Here is a 16068-nt window from a genome sequence, read left to right on the forward strand (position 1 = left end):
TTCATTCTCCTTGTGTCCGGAATCGTGATTTTGGAGTCTTTCCTAGACTTAAAACCAGTAGAGCTACTAATAATACAAACGAGCCCGCTGAAAGTGATTTGACAACCATTGAAGTTTTTGTGAAAAACAAATAAACATCAAAAACTATAAGAAGAATTAGTAAAATATTACCTATAACTAAAAGAGTTTTCACGTTACTCTTATCTGAACGTTTTTGTTCCATAGCCACATCTCCTTTGATGCAATATTACCAGTAATCTGTCATTTATGCGACACAAATCTACAATTGCATACCTTTATAAACTCTTTGCCTCAACAAATCGTAGCATTCCTTTTGAAGCGGATATAACGTCTTCCTGATTAAAAATCAGACACGCTGTTCCGCCCGTATATTTCGCACATTCAAATTCACCAAGAACTGTCACGTACCCTTCTTTTAAAAAAATAAATGAGTTCACCATCATGTTCCTCAACAGCACTTAAATCGTTATATAAATAAGCTTTCATTGGTTGATCGTAAAATTTCATATCCCTTACCGTCCTTTGCAAATCATTAATCCACTAAAAACCCATGGTAATTCAAGGTTTTGCGTTCTGATTTTATTCAACATCCAAAGCAAAGACATAACTTGCGGTACCTTGTTTCCAGTGAGCCATTACTTCGTAGATAACTTGCCCTTTACCAGAAATAACTACTACATCTGAGGAGCTTATTACATTGTTGTCATCCCATATTCTCACACTATAGCCGTCTGGTTGTATGTCGAATTTCAGTTCAACTTTCATACCGACTTCGACTTGCAACGAATTATTGCTATTAACCGATTCTGGTGGTGGTAACGAATCTGATTCTACGGCAGTTTCTGTCCCGTCATCGTGCTCAAAACGCCAACTATATGTGCCAAGCGTTGGCCAAAGTGTCTCTTCCCCAACATCAATGGTTAAAGACGGCGGTTCGAGGATTGTATGTCCAGAAGTCTTTCCGCTACCACTTTCCACAATTGGACGGGCATTTATTGCCTTTTCATTCGCAGCGTTTAAGCCCGAACAACCCGCCAATGATATAAGAATTATAAGCGTTAAAATTAAAAGAGAAAATTTGAAGTTCATCTAATCCCTCCTCGTATGAACTTAGACGGTAAATGCATAGAAAAGTTACAATTTGAAATTGGTCAGGAATTAACCTCCATCATTTCTCCATACTCCGCCATAAATGTCTCGCGGTCTTTCTCCAAGTATTCGTCACTCGGGATTTTCTCTAGAATTTCTTCCTGGGTGTAAATACGTCCTCCTTTAATAACCCGATCAATATCCTTTGTATGTTGAATATCCTCCAATGGGTTTTTATTCAAAATGACCATGTCTGCAATATACCCTTTTTTAATCATGCCGATATCCTTCAGGTTGACGGAGGTCGCTGCTTTGATGGTTGCCGCCTGGAGTGCTTCCATTTCGGTGAATCCAATTTCCACGAACAACTCTAGTTCACGGTGGAGCCCCATCCCCGGCAGTGTCCAAACGCCACCCGGTGTGTCTGTTCCTGTTACGACAGTGCCTCCCAAATCAGCATAGGTTTTTGCTATGTCTTTGATAAATTGAGTTTGGCTACCTAACTGTTTTTTTAATGCATCCCCGTGTTCTTGGGAATTTGTCAACCAATAATCTTTGAGCGAACCTTTCTTTTCGATTGTTTCAGCTACAATATTTGATGGATGCCAATAATTAGGCATTTGGACGATTTGGTCGAATATCACTAAAGTTGGACAGAGCTTCACATTATATGCAAGCATTTGTATACATAATTCCTTGATTTTATCTTTGTCCGGACGTTGCCAGTCAATTTTATCCCATACTTCTTGTTCCGCCGATGGATACCAATCTGGGTAAATGGCCTGTATGAAACCCGATGCATGTTCAAACCATTTCACACCTGATTTGGCCGCATCCAGTGCGTTCACTTTTGAAGAATGAATTAAATCACAGCTAACTTCGAGTCCATATTTGTTTGCTTCAGACACAACCGCATCCATAACTTCTTTGGATATCCATCCATAAATTTTTATGAACTTTGCGCCTGCATCTTTTTGTCTTTTAACTTCTATTCTCCCCTCATCAGGATCATCAGTAACAAAATTCCCGAAGCTTGTTGGCCCCCATAAGCCTGGTGGTCCATCAATCATTCGATCCGCGGAATAAACCCTAGGTGTGGGTGCATCAATAGGTGATTCGATCAGTTTCTTCAGTTGTAATACATTACCTGCCGTATTACGAACAGTCGTCACGCCCGAAGCAACAAATTGCGGTGCAAAGCCTTCCTGAATATGACAGTGCATGTCGATTAAACCAGGAATGATATACTTCCCTTCCATATCAATCGTTTCAATTTCCGATGGTAAGTCACTGTCTTCAAAATAGATATTCTTAATGTAGCCATGATCAACCTCAATAGCTCCATTAAAAGAGGCCCCACGCTCAACGTCAATAATTGTTGCATCTTTCAATATAAACTTCTTGGATAAGTCCATACTCGATTCCTCCCTTGTTTTGAATATAACTATAGTTTACTAGATAGATTGAAATATGAAATAACTTTCTCATATAGTGGAATTCAGTTACCGAATGTTCAAAAATTGGTATAATCAGGATAGATTGGGTGGGAGGAATAGGAACTTGAAAAAATACGGGGAAACATTAAGAATGATTAGGGAGCAGAAAGGCTATACGATGCAGCAGTTAGCATCAGGCATTTTATCTGTCTCATTTTTATCGAAATTTGAACGCGGTGAGTCGGACATTTCTCTTAGTTATATCACCCAGCTTTTGGAAAAGCTCTCCCTTACTTTTGAAGAGTTTTTTTATCTACATGATGGTGTTGGTCATGGGCAGGTTGACTATTTCTTTGATAAAGCGAACGAGGCATATATCAATCGTGACTTGAAGCAATTGGAACAGTTAAGGGAAATCGCACTAGATAAGTGGGTAACACATGGTTTGGAAACATTTCGCTACAATACATTAATGCTGGATGTTTACGAAAGTATTATCCGCGGTGAATTGATCACTTCTAGCGATGATACCCTTGATGTTTTATATGGATATCTTTTTGATGTGGAAGTTTGGGGATATTATGAATTGTCATTGTATAATTCGACGATGTTCCTTATGCCGCTGGAAATGGTTATGACACTGTCCAAAACCGCCTTTGAGAAAAGTGCGCGTTTCGGATCTTTGAAAAAGATTAACAAAGTGATCATCCCCATTCTCAGCAATACACTGACTTACCTGATGGGCGGATCGAAATCGACACTTTACGTGGAACAATACAAGGTCTTCCTTGGTTATTTGGAAAGTCTGGATATCCCGGAAAAAGACCTTTATACCAGAAACGCATTGTTGCAAATTAAGGGAATTCATGACATAAAAATCGGCAATCGGGAAAAAGGTATTGAAATGGTCAAAAAAGCGATTTCGATTTATACGGAACTGGGTTCAAAAGAACTTGCAGTGACTGCAGAAAATTATTTGAAAATCGTGTTGGATGAAAAGAAGCTTAATACAATTCAATAGGTCCGCTGCGCTACCTATTAAAAGGTGCGCGACGGATTACTATAATACGAAGGATATGCTTTCGTTCTTTAATTCAACAACCAGCTCACCTTGTTTTTACTTGCTCCGCAAACATACTCTCCACAACAACCTTCAAAGCAAACGGCGTCTGCACAAATGCACTTTCCTTATGCAACCGCTCCGTCAATTTATGCGCATCTTTCCCAAATGGCCCGATATTCAACACCGGTGCCTGCAACCGCTGCATTTCTTCGAACGGTATACTGTATAAATCTCCCCACAAAGGCGTATTATTTTTATATGCTTTCCATCCGGTATCATTTTCATCATAGTTAACGTAACTTAAATCTGAAATCCCATTGAAGTAATGAACTTGTTTTGCGTCAACATCAAAGTTTTCCTTCAATACTTCTTGTGTCAGCGCTATCTTTTCAGTAACTAATTCATTCTCTGATGAGTTAATCGCCGGGTAGTACGGCGGTGCATAAAATAGGATGGTTGCTGGTGCTAGTTCTTGACAGTTTAGCATTAATCGATCGCAAATTTGAATCGACATGTCGCGTTCGTCGAGCGTTTCATCCGACATCACGATGTTTTTAATTTCTACGACTTTTGCTATGCCTAATTTTTCTTCTGCATAGTCTAGTAAATCGCAGTATTCCAGTACTTTAATGTCGCCAATCGGATTGACGTCTTCGCGTTTACAAATCGCTTTGTAATCCTTTTCGCATTCTGCCATTGCTGCAACTGCTGTTTTGTTAAATATAGTCATAATATCCGTTGCATTTTGTCGCATGAGAAAGACATTATATAACGCGGCACTATGATGAGATGTTTGTGTTGAATAATTCTCTTTCAAGTCACTGATTTTCAAACAAATTGGTAATGGTGTTTTTTCATTATAAAATTCCTCGACGAAATCCGGGTTGAACTCCATCGCCTTCGTTAAATAAGAAGCCATATAATGCCCTGTTATGCCGTTTAACGGTTCGCCAGCATGTGTTTCCCTTCCATAAAATAAAGCGGAAGGCATGATTTTCCCGATTGTTCCTGAGTAAATATAATAATTTTCATCTTGCGGTTTTTGTGAAAATGACGGTTCGCTGTTTAAAAACAACTCATAGTCTACCCCGTACTCTTCTCGTATATCGATTAACCCACTGACAGCGGCTCTCATGCCGGATGAGTTCACTTCTTCATCGGGTACGGTTAACAAAATCAAGTTGATCGGCCATTTTTCAGTGGTCGCCATTTCAAGTAAATGTAAATGTAAAACAAGGCCCATTTTCATGTCCATTGTACCTCGGCCAAATAAATACTCATCCGATTTAATATCCACTTGGACATCCTTTGGCAAATCATTAATTTTCGTTTTAAATTCCTCAGTTAATGCTCTGGGGCGGAATGCAAGCGCTTCCAAACTACCAAACTCTTCCGTATGGACCGTATCGAAATGACTGATGAGTACAATCGTTTTAGCCGTGACACCGCTATTATAAAAGCCTGTTACTGCGTTACGGCCTTTTCCTGCATCATGAAATTGGATTTGCCAACGATTTTCTTGAAAATACTTGAGTTCTAGTAGTTTGTCTTTAATTTTACTTGCAAATTCGATTTCACCGGTGGTCCCTGTTCTGCTGTCCCAACTAACAACCTCGCATAATAATTCTTCTAATTGATTGGGTGTATTCCACTTCATGGCTGGTCCCCTACCTTTCCCATTAAAGCTTACAAGTTAATTCTCAGCGTAATACCCTAAAAATCGCTTTTCTACGTTATCCAAATGAACAATTATTTTATTTCTCGCTAACCGGACATCTTGTTTCTTTAAGGCTTCGACGATTTCCAAATGCTCTTCATAAGCACCCTTCGCACTCGTTGGTATCGTGCTCGACAATATCAAAAACGCACGATTAACGCCTGTATTCACCCGGTGGATGATTTTTCTAAACTCGCTGTTTTTATTTGGCGATGCTAGTAATAGATGAAACTCTCGGTCTAATTCGATGAAATCATGGTAACTATCCCGTTCAATCGCGTTTAATTGCCCTGCAAGATTATTTTCCAATAATAGCAGAAACGGTGCATCTACTTTTGATATAATTTTCTCGATATTATGCACTTCCAACAAGCTTCGCAGTTCCATGTATTCCAATGAATGTTCTTTCGTAAAACTAGCGACAACCGCAGGACGACCCTTTCGGTGGATGACTAACCCTTCCGATGCAAGCCGATTAAGTGCATCACGTAAAGGCGTGCGACTAATCCCCAAATCAGTCGCAAGCTTCTCCTCCGGCAACGACTCATCACCCTTTAACTTCCCCATAATAATCGCTTTTTTCAGTAAACTATAAGCCTGCTCCGCCAACGTCTCACTCTGCTCAATCTTCTTCACAACCCACACCCCCAATTGTAATGACAAAAACCCTTTAGGATTAGAGCCAAAATCCACGCTCTATTTAAACACTACCTAATTAAAGTTAACTCTGGTTCATTTCTACTCACCAAGTTCCGAGCTTGCTTGCACTCAAACCATTTTGCTTGCAAGTCGGGACTATTCACCTATCAACACTTTCCAAAGTTTCCCGCTGGAAAGCGTCCGCCTGTAGCGGAAATCCATATTCTAGTTAAACTACATTATTTTTTAACCTAATAAACAACCGCAATCATCTCTAACTCATGATCCGTAAGATTCTCCATCCCATGACTCTGCCCTTTTTTAATCAGACATAAATCCCCAGCTTTTACAGGAACTCTTTCTTCATTGTGATCGAGGAAAACCCCTTCGCCTTTCACCACATAATAAGCCTCCGCATCATCCGTATGCAAATGATAGCCAATCGTAGAATGAGGGCTTACCACTACTTTTGCAAATAGTGATAACCCCTCCACCTGATCTTCCTTTGTAATCTTTGTATGCATTTCAATACTGCCAATGCCGCCACGAGCATTTTTAACGACCTTTTTTTCTTGTGTATTTCTAATCATCATCAGCACTCCTTAATCAAATAGACTTGGTATGAATGTCGAGATGGACGGGACAAATATAATAACTAAAACGACAGCTGCTACAATTCCGATAATATGTAACACGTATGGGAATGTATCTTCAATTCCCATGTCTTTATCCGTAATACTACAACCCGCGATGAGCGACAGGCCTACTGGCGGTGTAATATTTGCCAATGCAAAGTTCATCACGAGGACCATTCCAAAGTGAATCGGATCGATGCCATACTGTAAAGCAATCGGCATGAAAATCGGACTCAACAAGATGATTAACGAAGTCACCTCGGTTAATGTACCAAGGATGAATAAAATCACCGAGACCATCAACAAGAATTGAAGCGGCGTACTTGCGAACTGTAAAAAGAACTCAGAAATCATTGCTGGAATTCGATTCGCTGTCAGCACATAAGTAAACGCGCTAGCTACTGAAATAATGATTAAGATAATCGCAGAAGTCGACGCCGAGTTTATCATGATTTCTTTAAATTTTTTCAACGTTAATTCTTTATAAAAAATCGATAATATGAAACCATAAACGACCGCAATGACCGCTGCCTCTGTCGCTGTCACCAGTCCACTAAAAATACCACCTAATATAAAGATCGGTGCCATTAACGGGAAAAATGCTTGTGTACAAATTTCCAGAAATTCTTTGGCCGTTGGATGCGTATGCTCTACGATGCCAAAACCTTTTTTCTTCGACATAAATGACACGTAAATACAGAGGACAATTGTTAGTAAAATCCCCGGTAAAAATCCGGCAATGAACAACTTACCTATGGAGATATTCGCTGTAATTCCTAGGATAACCATTGTTATACTCGGCGGGATAATTAAGCCTAAAACACCCGCAGGCCCAATGATACTGGCGATAAAAGAGTTGCTATACTTTTGTTCTTTCATACGCGGGACAATGACAGATCCAACCGCATAAGTGGTTGCCACAGTGGAGCCGGAAACTGCACCGAAAAATGCGCTCGTAACAACTGCAGTCATTCCTAATCCACCTGAAAATCTTCCAACGATGGCGTCCGCAAGCGCCATTAAACGCTTGGTAAGTCCGCCTTCTCCCATGATATTCCCTGCAAGTATAAAAAGCGGAAGTGCTAAATAGGAAAAGTTGTTAACCCCAGCAAACATTCGCTGAACCATTATTTCCAGCGAAATATCGCTAAAAATCAGGACACCTGCTGAGACAATCCCAATCGTAAATGCAATGGGCATCCCCAGAAACAGTAGGACGAAAAAACCGACTAAAATGGCGATAATCATAAGGTAGCCTCCCCACTCTTAGCGCCAGGGCTAGATTTAGTGAACATATTATTGATGATAAAGTAGATGGAGAATATCGAACTCACTGGAATTACGCCATAAAATAGACCCATCGGCAATTGCAGTGTTGAGGAAGTTGTCGCCATTGTCGACCAGGTAAGTTTGAACCCATAAACTAATAAAATACCAAAGAATACGATCGTAATGATATGTATAACAAAATCAATTGCTCGTTGTTTATTTTCACTCACTAAACTTACAAAATACCTTACCCCAAGATGCATTTTTTGATGAATGGCTAAACTTGTTCCTAGGAACGTTAACCAAACAATTAAGAGTCTTGCTAGCTCCTCCGTACCTGGCATTGAAAACTTGATGAATCGTGAAAAGACTTGAACGAAAACAATAACCGTTAATCCTGTTATCGCAATGACACATAAAATCGATAGAAATTTAACTATATTGTCGGTCAACTTCGGTGACATGATGTTCCTCCTTTACCAGTTAAAGTTTATTTCCTAGTCGATTAAACTAGGAAATAGTTGCTAGATTACCAGCCTGATGCTGCTCTATAAATATCCATTAACTCTTTTCCAAAATGATTTTCTTCCCATTCTTCATACACAGGCAGCATTTTCTCGCGAAAAGCATTGGTATCAACATCGTCATTAACGAGCATGCCTCTATTTTTAAGTTCTTCAATATAATTTTGTTCAGCTTCATCATTTTTTACTTGTACTTCTTTTGAGATTCTCTCTGATTCTTCTAAAATTATTTTCTGGTCTTCGTCAGAAATTTTGTCCCAGACATCATTATCAACGACTAGCATAATCGTGTTGTAAAAATGGCCCGTCAATGACAAATACTTTTGAACTTCGTCTAATTTAGGTGTCACAATATTTGCTAATGGATTTTCCTGGGCATCGAGTGCACCTTGTTGTAAAGCGCCGTAAACTTCACTGAATGACATTGCTGTCGGCAGTGCATTAACTTCTTCGAATGCATCAATTCGAAGTTTAGACTGCGCAACACGGATTTTTAACCCTTCCATATCTGCAGGTGTGACGATGGGCTGTTTGTTGTTCGTAATATGTCTGAAACCCCATTCAAGGTAGCCGATTTTCGTCATGCCTTGTTCATCCATAACATTTGCTAGATAATCTCCAAACTCACCGTCATAAGCTGCTCGTGCATGATCAATGTCTTTCCACATATACGGCAAGTCTTCAATCGCCATTCGCATGTCCAATGCTTGCATAGTACCCGCCATGATGGCTGCTGATTCCATCGTGCCCATTTGCACTTGTTCTAACATTTCCGTTTCGGATCCCAGTTGACTGTTTGGGAATATATCGATTTCAACACGCCCCTCGGTTTTTTCCTCCACAATTCCCGCCATTTCTTTGATTAAATCCGATGCTGGTGTTCCTTCTGTTAAGGCGTGACCGAGTTGTAATTTCACATTTTCTCCGCCGCTATCTGAACATCCCGCCAGTATAATTGCCATGACCAACGAACCCATAAATGTATAAGTGATTTTCTTCAACATATTATCTCCCCCTTATAAATACCTATAAATTAATCTTAAACGTCTCTACTACAACATTTTAATTGTTTCACGCTACAATATAACTTTCTAATAACTGTATACAGTGTACATGTGTTTAAATAAATATACATGATAGTGCATATAAAGTCAATTCCCTATTTTCCCTATTTCATGATTCTTTTCCATCTATAATTTTGCTGATTAGACCAATAGCAGCATAGTTTTTGAGCGATTCGATTTGATTTTTAATAGGAATAATTCTAAACATTACGCCTGAATGTTATTTACAAATTGAATTCATTCGCCTAGTATTAGCGTATACAGTACACAAGTGAATTTGCTTAAGGAGTGTTTTAATGATAAATCGAGTAAATGAACGGATTGTTGATCTCGAAGTTCCTGGTCTTCGTGTCTTTTCAAACGAGGTCGCCAAATACAGTGACGGGGTCAATCTGACCATTGGAGAACCTGACTTTCCGACACCCGAACGTGTGAAACGAGCAGGTATTGAAGCAATCGAACAAAACTTGACGGGCTATTCCCATAATGCGGGTTTACTGCCGCTACGTGAAAAGGTTTCGTTGTTTTTTGAAGACACCTATAAATTTCACTATGATCCTGTTTCCGAAGTAATTATTACGACCGGGGCGAGTGAAGGAATCGACTCAATCTTACGCACGATTTTAAATGAAGGCGATGAAGTGATTATGCCTGCCCCGATCTATTCTGGGTATGAACCGATCATCCATTTAAATGGGGCGAAAGCCGTCTATTTAGATACTTCGCAAACAGGGTTTGTACCTTGCCCTGAAAAGTTGGAGGACTTGATCACTGAGAAGACAAAAGCCGTTATTTTAAATTACCCATCGAATCCGACAGGTGTGACGTTAACGAAGGACCAGATGGATGGACTTGTAAATGTTTTGGAGAGACATCCTATTTTTGTTATTTCAGACGAGATATATAGTGAGAATTCATTCAACAAAAAGCATGTGTCTTTTGCAGAATATCCTCAAATTCGAAATCAGCTTTTTCTCGTCCACGGCTTGTCAAAATCACATGCGATGACGGGCTGGCGAATTGGGTTTGTACTAGGGCCAGAAGATGTGATGGAACATGTCCTTAAGGCGCATCTTTTCAATTCCATCTGTGCTGCGCTACCTAGCCAATATGCAGGAATCGAGGCGTTAACAACTAGTCGCGGGGCTCCTGAAGTGATGAATAAGACTTATGTAGAACGAAGAGATTATGTATACGATCGACTTATTTCCATGGGGCTTAGCGTCGTTAAACCAACAGGCGCGTTTTATATCTTCCCTTCTATCGCAGTAACTGGGTTGACTTCATGGGCGTTCGCCACTGATTTGCTTAAACAGGAACATGTTGCAGTCGTACCAGGAAGTGCTTTTACGGAGTATGGCGAAGGGTTTATACGGATATCCTATGCGAATTCTATGGAGACTTTGGTTGAGGGCCTGGATCGAATTGAACGGTTTATTGGGGTTAATCGTTAGGAAAAGTGGGATTATATATAGTTGACACTGCATTTTATTTTGCAGTGTTTTTTATTTGAGTTTTAAATTAACTAAAGATTAAAATTTAAATGGTAATTTATCGTTATTGTCTATATAATATAGGTAAAGATCAATTCATTTTTGAGCGCCCGAGTAAGATGCACAGCAAGGTATGATCATTCAGAAGGAGGGTACATATTGCAAGTACATAAATGGCTATTTTTAGTTCTACTGTTTATACTCTACGCAGTTATAGGAGTTGTTATATTATTCTATACTGAATATTCCCCTTTCCATAAACTTGCTTTGTTTATTGCATTGATTTATTCGACTCATTTTATAAAAAACGTAACGAAAGCTAAATTGACGAAGAAGACGAGTTAACGATCCTACAAATCCATACAGAATAATGTTTAAGTAAAAAAGTGCCTGACCTTCTGCAATTAAAAATTGCAGAAGGTCAGGCACTTTGTTTTATTTACCGTAAAATTCAGGTGGAACAATATTTAAATCGATTCCCCAAAAGATTGGCATGAGGTAGTAAACGGCCAGAACGATCAACAAGAGGGCAAATATATTGATATAGAAGCCGACTTTGACCATTTCCACGATTCTAATCTTCCCAGTACCAAAAATGATTGCGTTTGGCGGGGTTCCAACTGGCAACATGAACGCACAGTTTGCAGCCATCGCAGCAGGTACCATTAATGCGAATGGGTGAATCTGCAGTGCAAGCGCTAATGACGCGAGAACTGGGAGAATCATTGTTGCTGTTGCTGTATTCGATGTAATCTCTGTCAATGCTAAAACAACCAACGTTGAAAGCGTGATAATAACAATGATATGGAGCCCATCTAAAACTGTTAGCTGCGTTCCAATCCATTCAGAAAGACCTGTTTGACGGAAGCCTGCTGCAATGGCAAGTCCACCACCGAATAGTAAAAGTACACCCCATGGAATCTCCTTAGAGTCTTCCCAGTCCAAAATACGTTTGCCGTATTTTTTCGTAGTTGGGATTGCAAATAGGAGAACTGTTGCTAAAACTGCAATCATCCCGTCTTTTAAGTCAGGAATAATGTTAACCCATATAAACTCTCTTGTGATCCACATAAATGCAGCAAAAACAAATATAGCTGCAACTACTTTCTCTTCATAAATCATCTTGCCAAGTGATTTACGTTCTTTTTGAATAACTTCTTTTCCGCCTGGAAGACCTTTGATGCTCATTTTAAAAGCAAATCTTCCTAAGTAAAGCCAAGTTGCAGTTGTAAGAATAGCGACAATTGGAACAGCAATTAACATCCAGCCTGCGAATGAAATTTCCACATCGAAAAGCTCTTGTACTTGTGCGGCTAGGATGATGTTTGGCGGTGTACCAATTAGTGTTCCTAACCCACCAATTGTTCCTGCATAGCCAATTCCAAAGATTAACGCTTTCTCAAATTTCGGTAATTCGTTCTCTTCAGGTCGTCCTTTTAATGCAGATGCAACTTGCGCAGTAATCGCTAACCCCATCGGGACCATCATCATAACTGCTGCCGTATTGGATACCCACATCGATAGAAAAGCTGTAGCTACCATGAATCCGAGTAAAATTCTTTGCGTACTCGTACCGATGAAAGCAATGATGGCCATTGCAATTCTTCTATGCAGATTCCATTTTTCCATCGCTGTTGCGATAAAGAAACCACCTAGAAATAAGAATATAATATCGGCTCCATAAGCTGATGTCACCGTTCCACTATCTAACGCACCTGTTACAGGTAGTAAGAAAATTGGAAGTAGTGAGGTTGCTGGAATTGGAATCGCTTCTGTAATCCACCAAGTGGCAACCCATAATGTAACTGCAAGTACAGCCCTTGCTTCTGATGATAATCCTTCAGGTGTGAAGAATAACAATGTCAAAACAAATAATAACGGCCCAAGTATTAAGCCGACAATTTGTGCAGTTGCATAAGACTTCTTATTGAACTCATTATCTGGCTTTGGTGAAGGTTGGCCAGTTGTTGAGGCTGGTACGGATTCGTTTTTCTTTTTGGCTTTATCAATATCTTTCTTATAAGAAAAAAAGTTCAGTAGATTCTTTGTTTGGTCATGTGAACGCCATAGTCCTTGCCAAACATTTGACACGATTGTCTTCAAGATAATTCCCTCCTGTGTAAACGCTTACTTACGTTGTGTTGTTAGGTTACTATAAAGGCTATTTCACGTTAAATATAGCTTACGTAAATAAGCAAATACTTTTGTAACTAAAAAAAGAGAATCACAATTGAACAAATTGTGACTTCCCTTATTCTCGACATAATGATTGAAGGATATCAATTTTTTCAGATTTAAGGAGGAATCGATGTAACGGGCGACCTGTTTCTTGATACACAACATCAACATTCAACATATTTTGTTCTACGAGATGGTTTAAATACTTTCGTACCGAGACACGGGAAATCCCGGTTTCTTCCGCCAGATCACCCGCTGAAAATGCCGTTCGTTCTCGTTTTATAATTTGACGAACAATCGTTGAAAAAGTTCTTACTGTAAGTCCTTTTGGAAGTTCGAGGACTGTTGGTTGTGGTTTTTCTGATTTGAGTAAGAAGGTATCGATTTCTTCTTGACTCATGTTTTCATTGACACTCATGACTTTAAACTTCCCTGCATAATGTGACAGCGCTTCTTGAAATCTTTCAAAGCTAAATGGTTTTATCAAATAATCGACTGCACCGTGATGTAGAGCTGTTTGAACGGACCCTTTGTCATTTGCAGCGGTAATGATAATTACATCAACTGGATTATCGGATTGGCGTAAATCGCTAAGAAGCTCCAGCCCTGTTCTATTCCCCATATGGACGTCGAGTAAAATCAAATCGACTTTGTTATGTTGGAGAAATGTCCAGCCTTCCTCCGCGTTTTGTGCCATTCCTGCAAGGGAAAAACCAGGAATACTTTCTAAATAAATCGCATTAAATTTCGCAACCATCGGATCATCTTCTATTATTAAGACCTCAATCATTCAAATCCTCCTTCATATGGAATTTTCACTTGAAATTTAGTGCCAGCCCCTTTTTCTGAGGATACAAGTAGCTCACCATCTACATCGGTCAGTGCTTTATTGACCAAATAGAGGCCATAACCGCGGTTTTCGCCTTTGGTGGATAAACCGATTCGTGATGTTTCTTTAAAATCCGTCGTGATGATGCCTGGACCATTATCCGCGATTTCAAAACAAAACTGATTGTCCTCATAATTTATGATGATTTCAATATGTCCTTCATCCTGATCTCGAACCGCATCTGTTGCATTGTCAATGAGATTCCCGACAATTGTTATGATTTTGTCCATATGCTCTATTTTCTTCAATTCGGGTAGCGGTTGTTCACCTCTTAGCTCAACGTGAATGCCTAAATCACTAGCTTTGCTTAGCTTATTGACTAAATAGCCCGAGATGACCGGGTCCTTTACTAGACGGGAGACTGCCCCTATTTCTCTCTGATAGGAATCTGACAGGTAGGTTGTGTATTCCTTAAGTTCGTCATACGATTTTGTATGAACCATCGCGGTTATGACATGTAATTTGTTCATAAATTCATGCGTTTGTATTCTAAGCGTTTCTGCAAATGCTTTAACACCAGACAGCTGATTGACTAGAGATGTGAGTTCTGTTTTATCCCGAAAAGTAGCGAGTGCCCCGACAATTTTATCATTTACAATGACAGGTACTTGGTTGACGACGATTGCAATACCATTCAAATCTTGTTCTTGGTTATACGCCGATTCTCCTGTTGCCAAGATATTTTGAAAACAGTTTTCTGATAAGTAGGCGTCTGCTTGCTGACCAATTGGATTTTTCACATGCCCTGCTTGTTGAAATATTTGATTGGCCGCTTGGTTTGCGAGTATGATTTCACCTTTTTCATTGATCGCAATAATGCCTTCTTTGACGGATTCCAGCATGGCATCACGTTCTCTTAACAAGGTGGCAATTTCGTTTGGTTCTAGGCCGTAAAGTGTTCGTTTTACCTGATTTGCCAGTAGGAATGCCCCGATGATACCAATCAGTAGACCAATCGTGAGTCCTATATAGCTTGTGCGAAGACTTTCAAAGACAATTGCTTGTATGTTTTCTGATGATATTCCGACAGAAATGACGCCGACTAATTCATCTTCAACGTAGATTGGAACAAAAGCTCTTAATGATTCCCCTAGCGTTCCTTTGGCTAAAGAAGTATAACTTTTCCCTTCGTAGGCTAGGTCCTCATCTCCACCGACAAAATACTCACCAATTCGCTTTTCCACGGGATGGGATTGTCGAATATGGTCTTTGTTGAGCACAACGATATACTGGACACTTGTATTTTCTTGCACTACTTTTGTATAGGATTGAATGGCTTCAACAGGTGCCTCTCCTGTTAAGCCGTCTTGAATTAGCTTCGTATGACTAAGCGTTGTGGCAATATCCATCACTTTCGTTTCTTGAGATTCCCTTGCATTCTGAACGGCTTTACTGCCAATTAAATAAGCTGTGACCGATAATGAAATCAGGACAACAGCACAGATTAGTATGGTAATTTTTGTTTGGAGACGTATTTTATTAAACATTCACATTGGGCCTCTATTCGATGTGTCGTAAAAATTTTCATAAGATTTGTGCTTGTATATACTCGTTACGATACAATTATACAGCAAAGGAATGATGATTTGAAATTCAGTAACCAATTTAGTGGTCATAGAGCTCAATGCGATGAAACAATTCACTTTACTTCTATTTAATTATATACTTAAACCATCACCATACTATTTTAAGGGTTGTGTTTGGATGAAATGGTTCGGAGGTATTCTCGTTAATGCACTTTTATTCCTATTTCTTTCGTGGCTAATCCCTAGTTTTGTTGTAGAAAGTATTGGAATTGCGATTCTAGCAAGTATTGTATTAGCGATAGCCAATATGCTGATTCGACCGCTTTTAATACTCTTTACGTTACCTGCGACAATCCTCACGCTTGGGTTGTTCTTGTTTGTAATAAACGCACTTATGCTGTTGTTGACAAACAAAATTATGGGTGATGGATTTATCATAGAAAGCTTTGGTTCTGCTTTGATAATAGCAGTTTGCATGTCGGTAATGAACCTCCCGCCACTTAAAACGTACCGTTTTTGAAGTGG

16 protein-coding genes are annotated in these 16068 nt (G+C 39.5%); 3 read left to right on the top strand and 13 right to left on the bottom strand.

The window, feature by feature from the left end:
- Position 1: 1 nt before the first annotated feature.
- The 4 genes from AC25Y1_RS02510 to AC25Y1_RS02525 form a co-directional block, all read right to left on the bottom strand.
- A complete protein-coding gene (locus AC25Y1_RS02510) occupies positions 2 to 223 on the bottom strand; it encodes a hypothetical protein (protein WP_488146350.1) in 222 nt (73 codons plus the stop codon).
- Positions 224 to 296: 73 nt separating this feature from the next.
- Entirely contained in the window at positions 297 to 473 is a 177-nt protein-coding gene (locus tag AC25Y1_RS02515; protein ID WP_488146351.1) for a hypothetical protein, read from the bottom strand.
- A 127-nt stretch (positions 474 to 600) separates the two neighbouring features.
- The gene (locus AC25Y1_RS02520; protein ID WP_488146352.1) at positions 601 to 1110 is read right to left on the bottom strand and encodes a hypothetical protein; all 510 of its coding nucleotides are present in this window, start codon (positions 1108 to 1110) and stop codon (positions 601 to 603) included.
- 62 nt (positions 1111 to 1172) lie between these two features.
- Positions 1173 to 2525: an amidohydrolase family protein gene (locus AC25Y1_RS02525; protein ID WP_488146353.1), complete on the bottom strand. Its 1353-nt coding sequence runs from the start codon at positions 2523 to 2525 to the stop codon at positions 1173 to 1175.
- A 145-nt stretch (positions 2526 to 2670) separates the two neighbouring features.
- Between AC25Y1_RS02525 and AC25Y1_RS02530 the strand changes: the two genes are divergently transcribed.
- Positions 2671 to 3567, top strand: a complete 897-nt coding sequence (locus AC25Y1_RS02530) for a helix-turn-helix domain-containing protein (RefSeq protein ID WP_488146354.1) — start codon at positions 2671 to 2673, stop codon at positions 3565 to 3567.
- An 85-nt stretch (positions 3568 to 3652) separates the two neighbouring features.
- Here AC25Y1_RS02530 and AC25Y1_RS02535 read toward each other — a convergent pair whose 3' ends face one another.
- The 6 genes from AC25Y1_RS02535 to AC25Y1_RS02560 all read right to left on the bottom strand — a co-directional run bounded on the left by AC25Y1_RS02535 (position 3653) and on the right by AC25Y1_RS02560 (position 9397).
- Complete coding sequence (locus AC25Y1_RS02535) at positions 3653 to 5266, bottom strand: M20/M25/M40 family metallo-hydrolase (RefSeq protein ID WP_488146355.1); 1614 nt, start codon at positions 5264 to 5266, stop codon at positions 3653 to 3655.
- A 36-nt stretch (positions 5267 to 5302) separates the two neighbouring features.
- Positions 5303 to 5962, bottom strand: coding sequence for a GntR family transcriptional regulator (locus AC25Y1_RS02540; RefSeq protein ID WP_488146356.1), 660 nt, complete (start codon positions 5960 to 5962; stop codon positions 5303 to 5305).
- A gap of 254 nt (positions 5963 to 6216) precedes the next feature.
- Positions 6217 to 6555, bottom strand: coding sequence for a cupin domain-containing protein (locus tag AC25Y1_RS02545; protein WP_488146357.1), 339 nt, complete (start codon positions 6553 to 6555; stop codon positions 6217 to 6219).
- A gap of 12 nt (positions 6556 to 6567) precedes the next feature.
- Positions 6568 to 7848: a TRAP transporter large permease gene (locus tag AC25Y1_RS02550; RefSeq protein ID WP_488146358.1), complete on the bottom strand. Its 1281-nt coding sequence runs from the start codon at positions 7846 to 7848 to the stop codon at positions 6568 to 6570.
- Positions 7845 to 8333 (bottom strand): TRAP transporter small permease, encoded by a 489-nt coding sequence (locus tag AC25Y1_RS02555; RefSeq protein ID WP_488146359.1) that lies wholly within the window; start codon positions 8331 to 8333, stop codon positions 7845 to 7847. Before AC25Y1_RS02555 ends, AC25Y1_RS02550 begins: the two co-directional genes overlap by 4 nt.
- A gap of 65 nt (positions 8334 to 8398) precedes the next feature.
- The gene (locus AC25Y1_RS02560) at positions 8399 to 9397 is read right to left on the bottom strand and encodes a DctP family TRAP transporter solute-binding subunit (RefSeq protein WP_488146360.1); all 999 of its coding nucleotides are present in this window, start codon (positions 9395 to 9397) and stop codon (positions 8399 to 8401) included.
- 356 nt (positions 9398 to 9753) lie between these two features.
- On the opposite strand from AC25Y1_RS02560, the gene AC25Y1_RS02565 reads away from it, so the two are divergent.
- Positions 9754 to 10911: an aminotransferase class I/II-fold pyridoxal phosphate-dependent enzyme gene (locus AC25Y1_RS02565; protein ID WP_488146361.1), complete on the top strand. Its 1158-nt coding sequence runs from the start codon at positions 9754 to 9756 to the stop codon at positions 10909 to 10911.
- A 474-nt stretch (positions 10912 to 11385) separates the two neighbouring features.
- On the opposite strand, the gene AC25Y1_RS02570 is transcribed toward AC25Y1_RS02565, so the two are convergent.
- The 3 genes from AC25Y1_RS02570 to dcuS all read right to left on the bottom strand — a co-directional run bounded on the left by AC25Y1_RS02570 (position 11386) and on the right by dcuS (position 15504).
- Positions 11386 to 13053 (bottom strand): SLC13 family permease, encoded by a 1668-nt coding sequence (locus tag AC25Y1_RS02570; RefSeq protein ID WP_488146362.1) that lies wholly within the window; start codon positions 13051 to 13053, stop codon positions 11386 to 11388.
- A gap of 148 nt (positions 13054 to 13201) precedes the next feature.
- Positions 13202 to 13918, bottom strand: a complete 717-nt coding sequence (locus AC25Y1_RS02575) for a response regulator (RefSeq protein ID WP_488146363.1) — start codon at positions 13916 to 13918, stop codon at positions 13202 to 13204.
- A complete protein-coding gene (gene dcuS, locus AC25Y1_RS02580; RefSeq protein WP_488146364.1) occupies positions 13915 to 15504 on the bottom strand; it encodes a DcuS/MalK family sensor histidine kinase in 1590 nt (529 codons plus the stop codon). The genes AC25Y1_RS02575 and dcuS overlap by 4 nt, the downstream gene beginning before the upstream one ends.
- A gap of 217 nt (positions 15505 to 15721) precedes the next feature.
- Between dcuS and AC25Y1_RS02585 the strand changes: the two genes are divergently transcribed.
- On the top strand, positions 15722 to 16063 hold the full coding sequence (locus AC25Y1_RS02585; protein WP_488146365.1) for a phage holin family protein: 342 nt from the start codon (positions 15722 to 15724) through the stop codon (positions 16061 to 16063).
- Positions 16064 to 16068 lie beyond the last annotated feature (5 nt).

The organism is Sporosarcina sp. Y1009, assembly GCF_057669865.1.

Bases quoted from the DNA above. Each gene is read 5' to 3' on its own strand.
- AC25Y1_RS02510 (WP_488146350.1), bottom strand. From the start codon at position 223: ATGGAACAAAAACGTTCAGATAAGAGTAACGTGAAAACTCTTTTAGTT.
- AC25Y1_RS02520 (WP_488146352.1), bottom strand. From the start codon at position 1,110: ATGAACTTCAAATTTTCTCTTTTAATTTTAACGCTTATAATTCTTATA.
- AC25Y1_RS02525 (WP_488146353.1), bottom strand. From the start codon at position 2,525: ATGGACTTATCCAAGAAGTTTATATTGAAAGATGCAACAATTATTGAC.
- AC25Y1_RS02535 (WP_488146355.1), bottom strand. From the start codon at position 5,266: ATGAAGTGGAATACACCCAATCAATTAGAAGAATTATTATGCGAGGTT.
- AC25Y1_RS02545 (WP_488146357.1), bottom strand. From the start codon at position 6,555: ATGATTAGAAATACACAAGAAAAAAAGGTCGTTAAAAATGCTCGTGGC.
- AC25Y1_RS02550 (WP_488146358.1), bottom strand. From the start codon at position 7,848: ATGATTATCGCCATTTTAGTCGGTTTTTTCGTCCTACTGTTTCTGGGG.
- AC25Y1_RS02555 (WP_488146359.1), bottom strand. From the start codon at position 8,333: ATGTCACCGAAGTTGACCGACAATATAGTTAAATTTCTATCGATTTTA.
- AC25Y1_RS02560 (WP_488146360.1), bottom strand. From the start codon at position 9,397: ATGTTGAAGAAAATCACTTATACATTTATGGGTTCGTTGGTCATGGCA.
- AC25Y1_RS02565 (WP_488146361.1), top strand. From the start codon at position 9,754: ATGATAAATCGAGTAAATGAACGGATTGTTGATCTCGAAGTTCCTGGT.
- AC25Y1_RS02575 (WP_488146363.1), bottom strand. From the start codon at position 13,918: ATGATTGAGGTCTTAATAATAGAAGATGATCCGATGGTTGCGAAATTT.
- dcuS (WP_488146364.1), bottom strand. From the start codon at position 15,504: ATGTTTAATAAAATACGTCTCCAAACAAAAATTACCATACTAATCTGT.
- AC25Y1_RS02585 (WP_488146365.1), top strand. From the start codon at position 15,722: ATGAAATGGTTCGGAGGTATTCTCGTTAATGCACTTTTATTCCTATTT.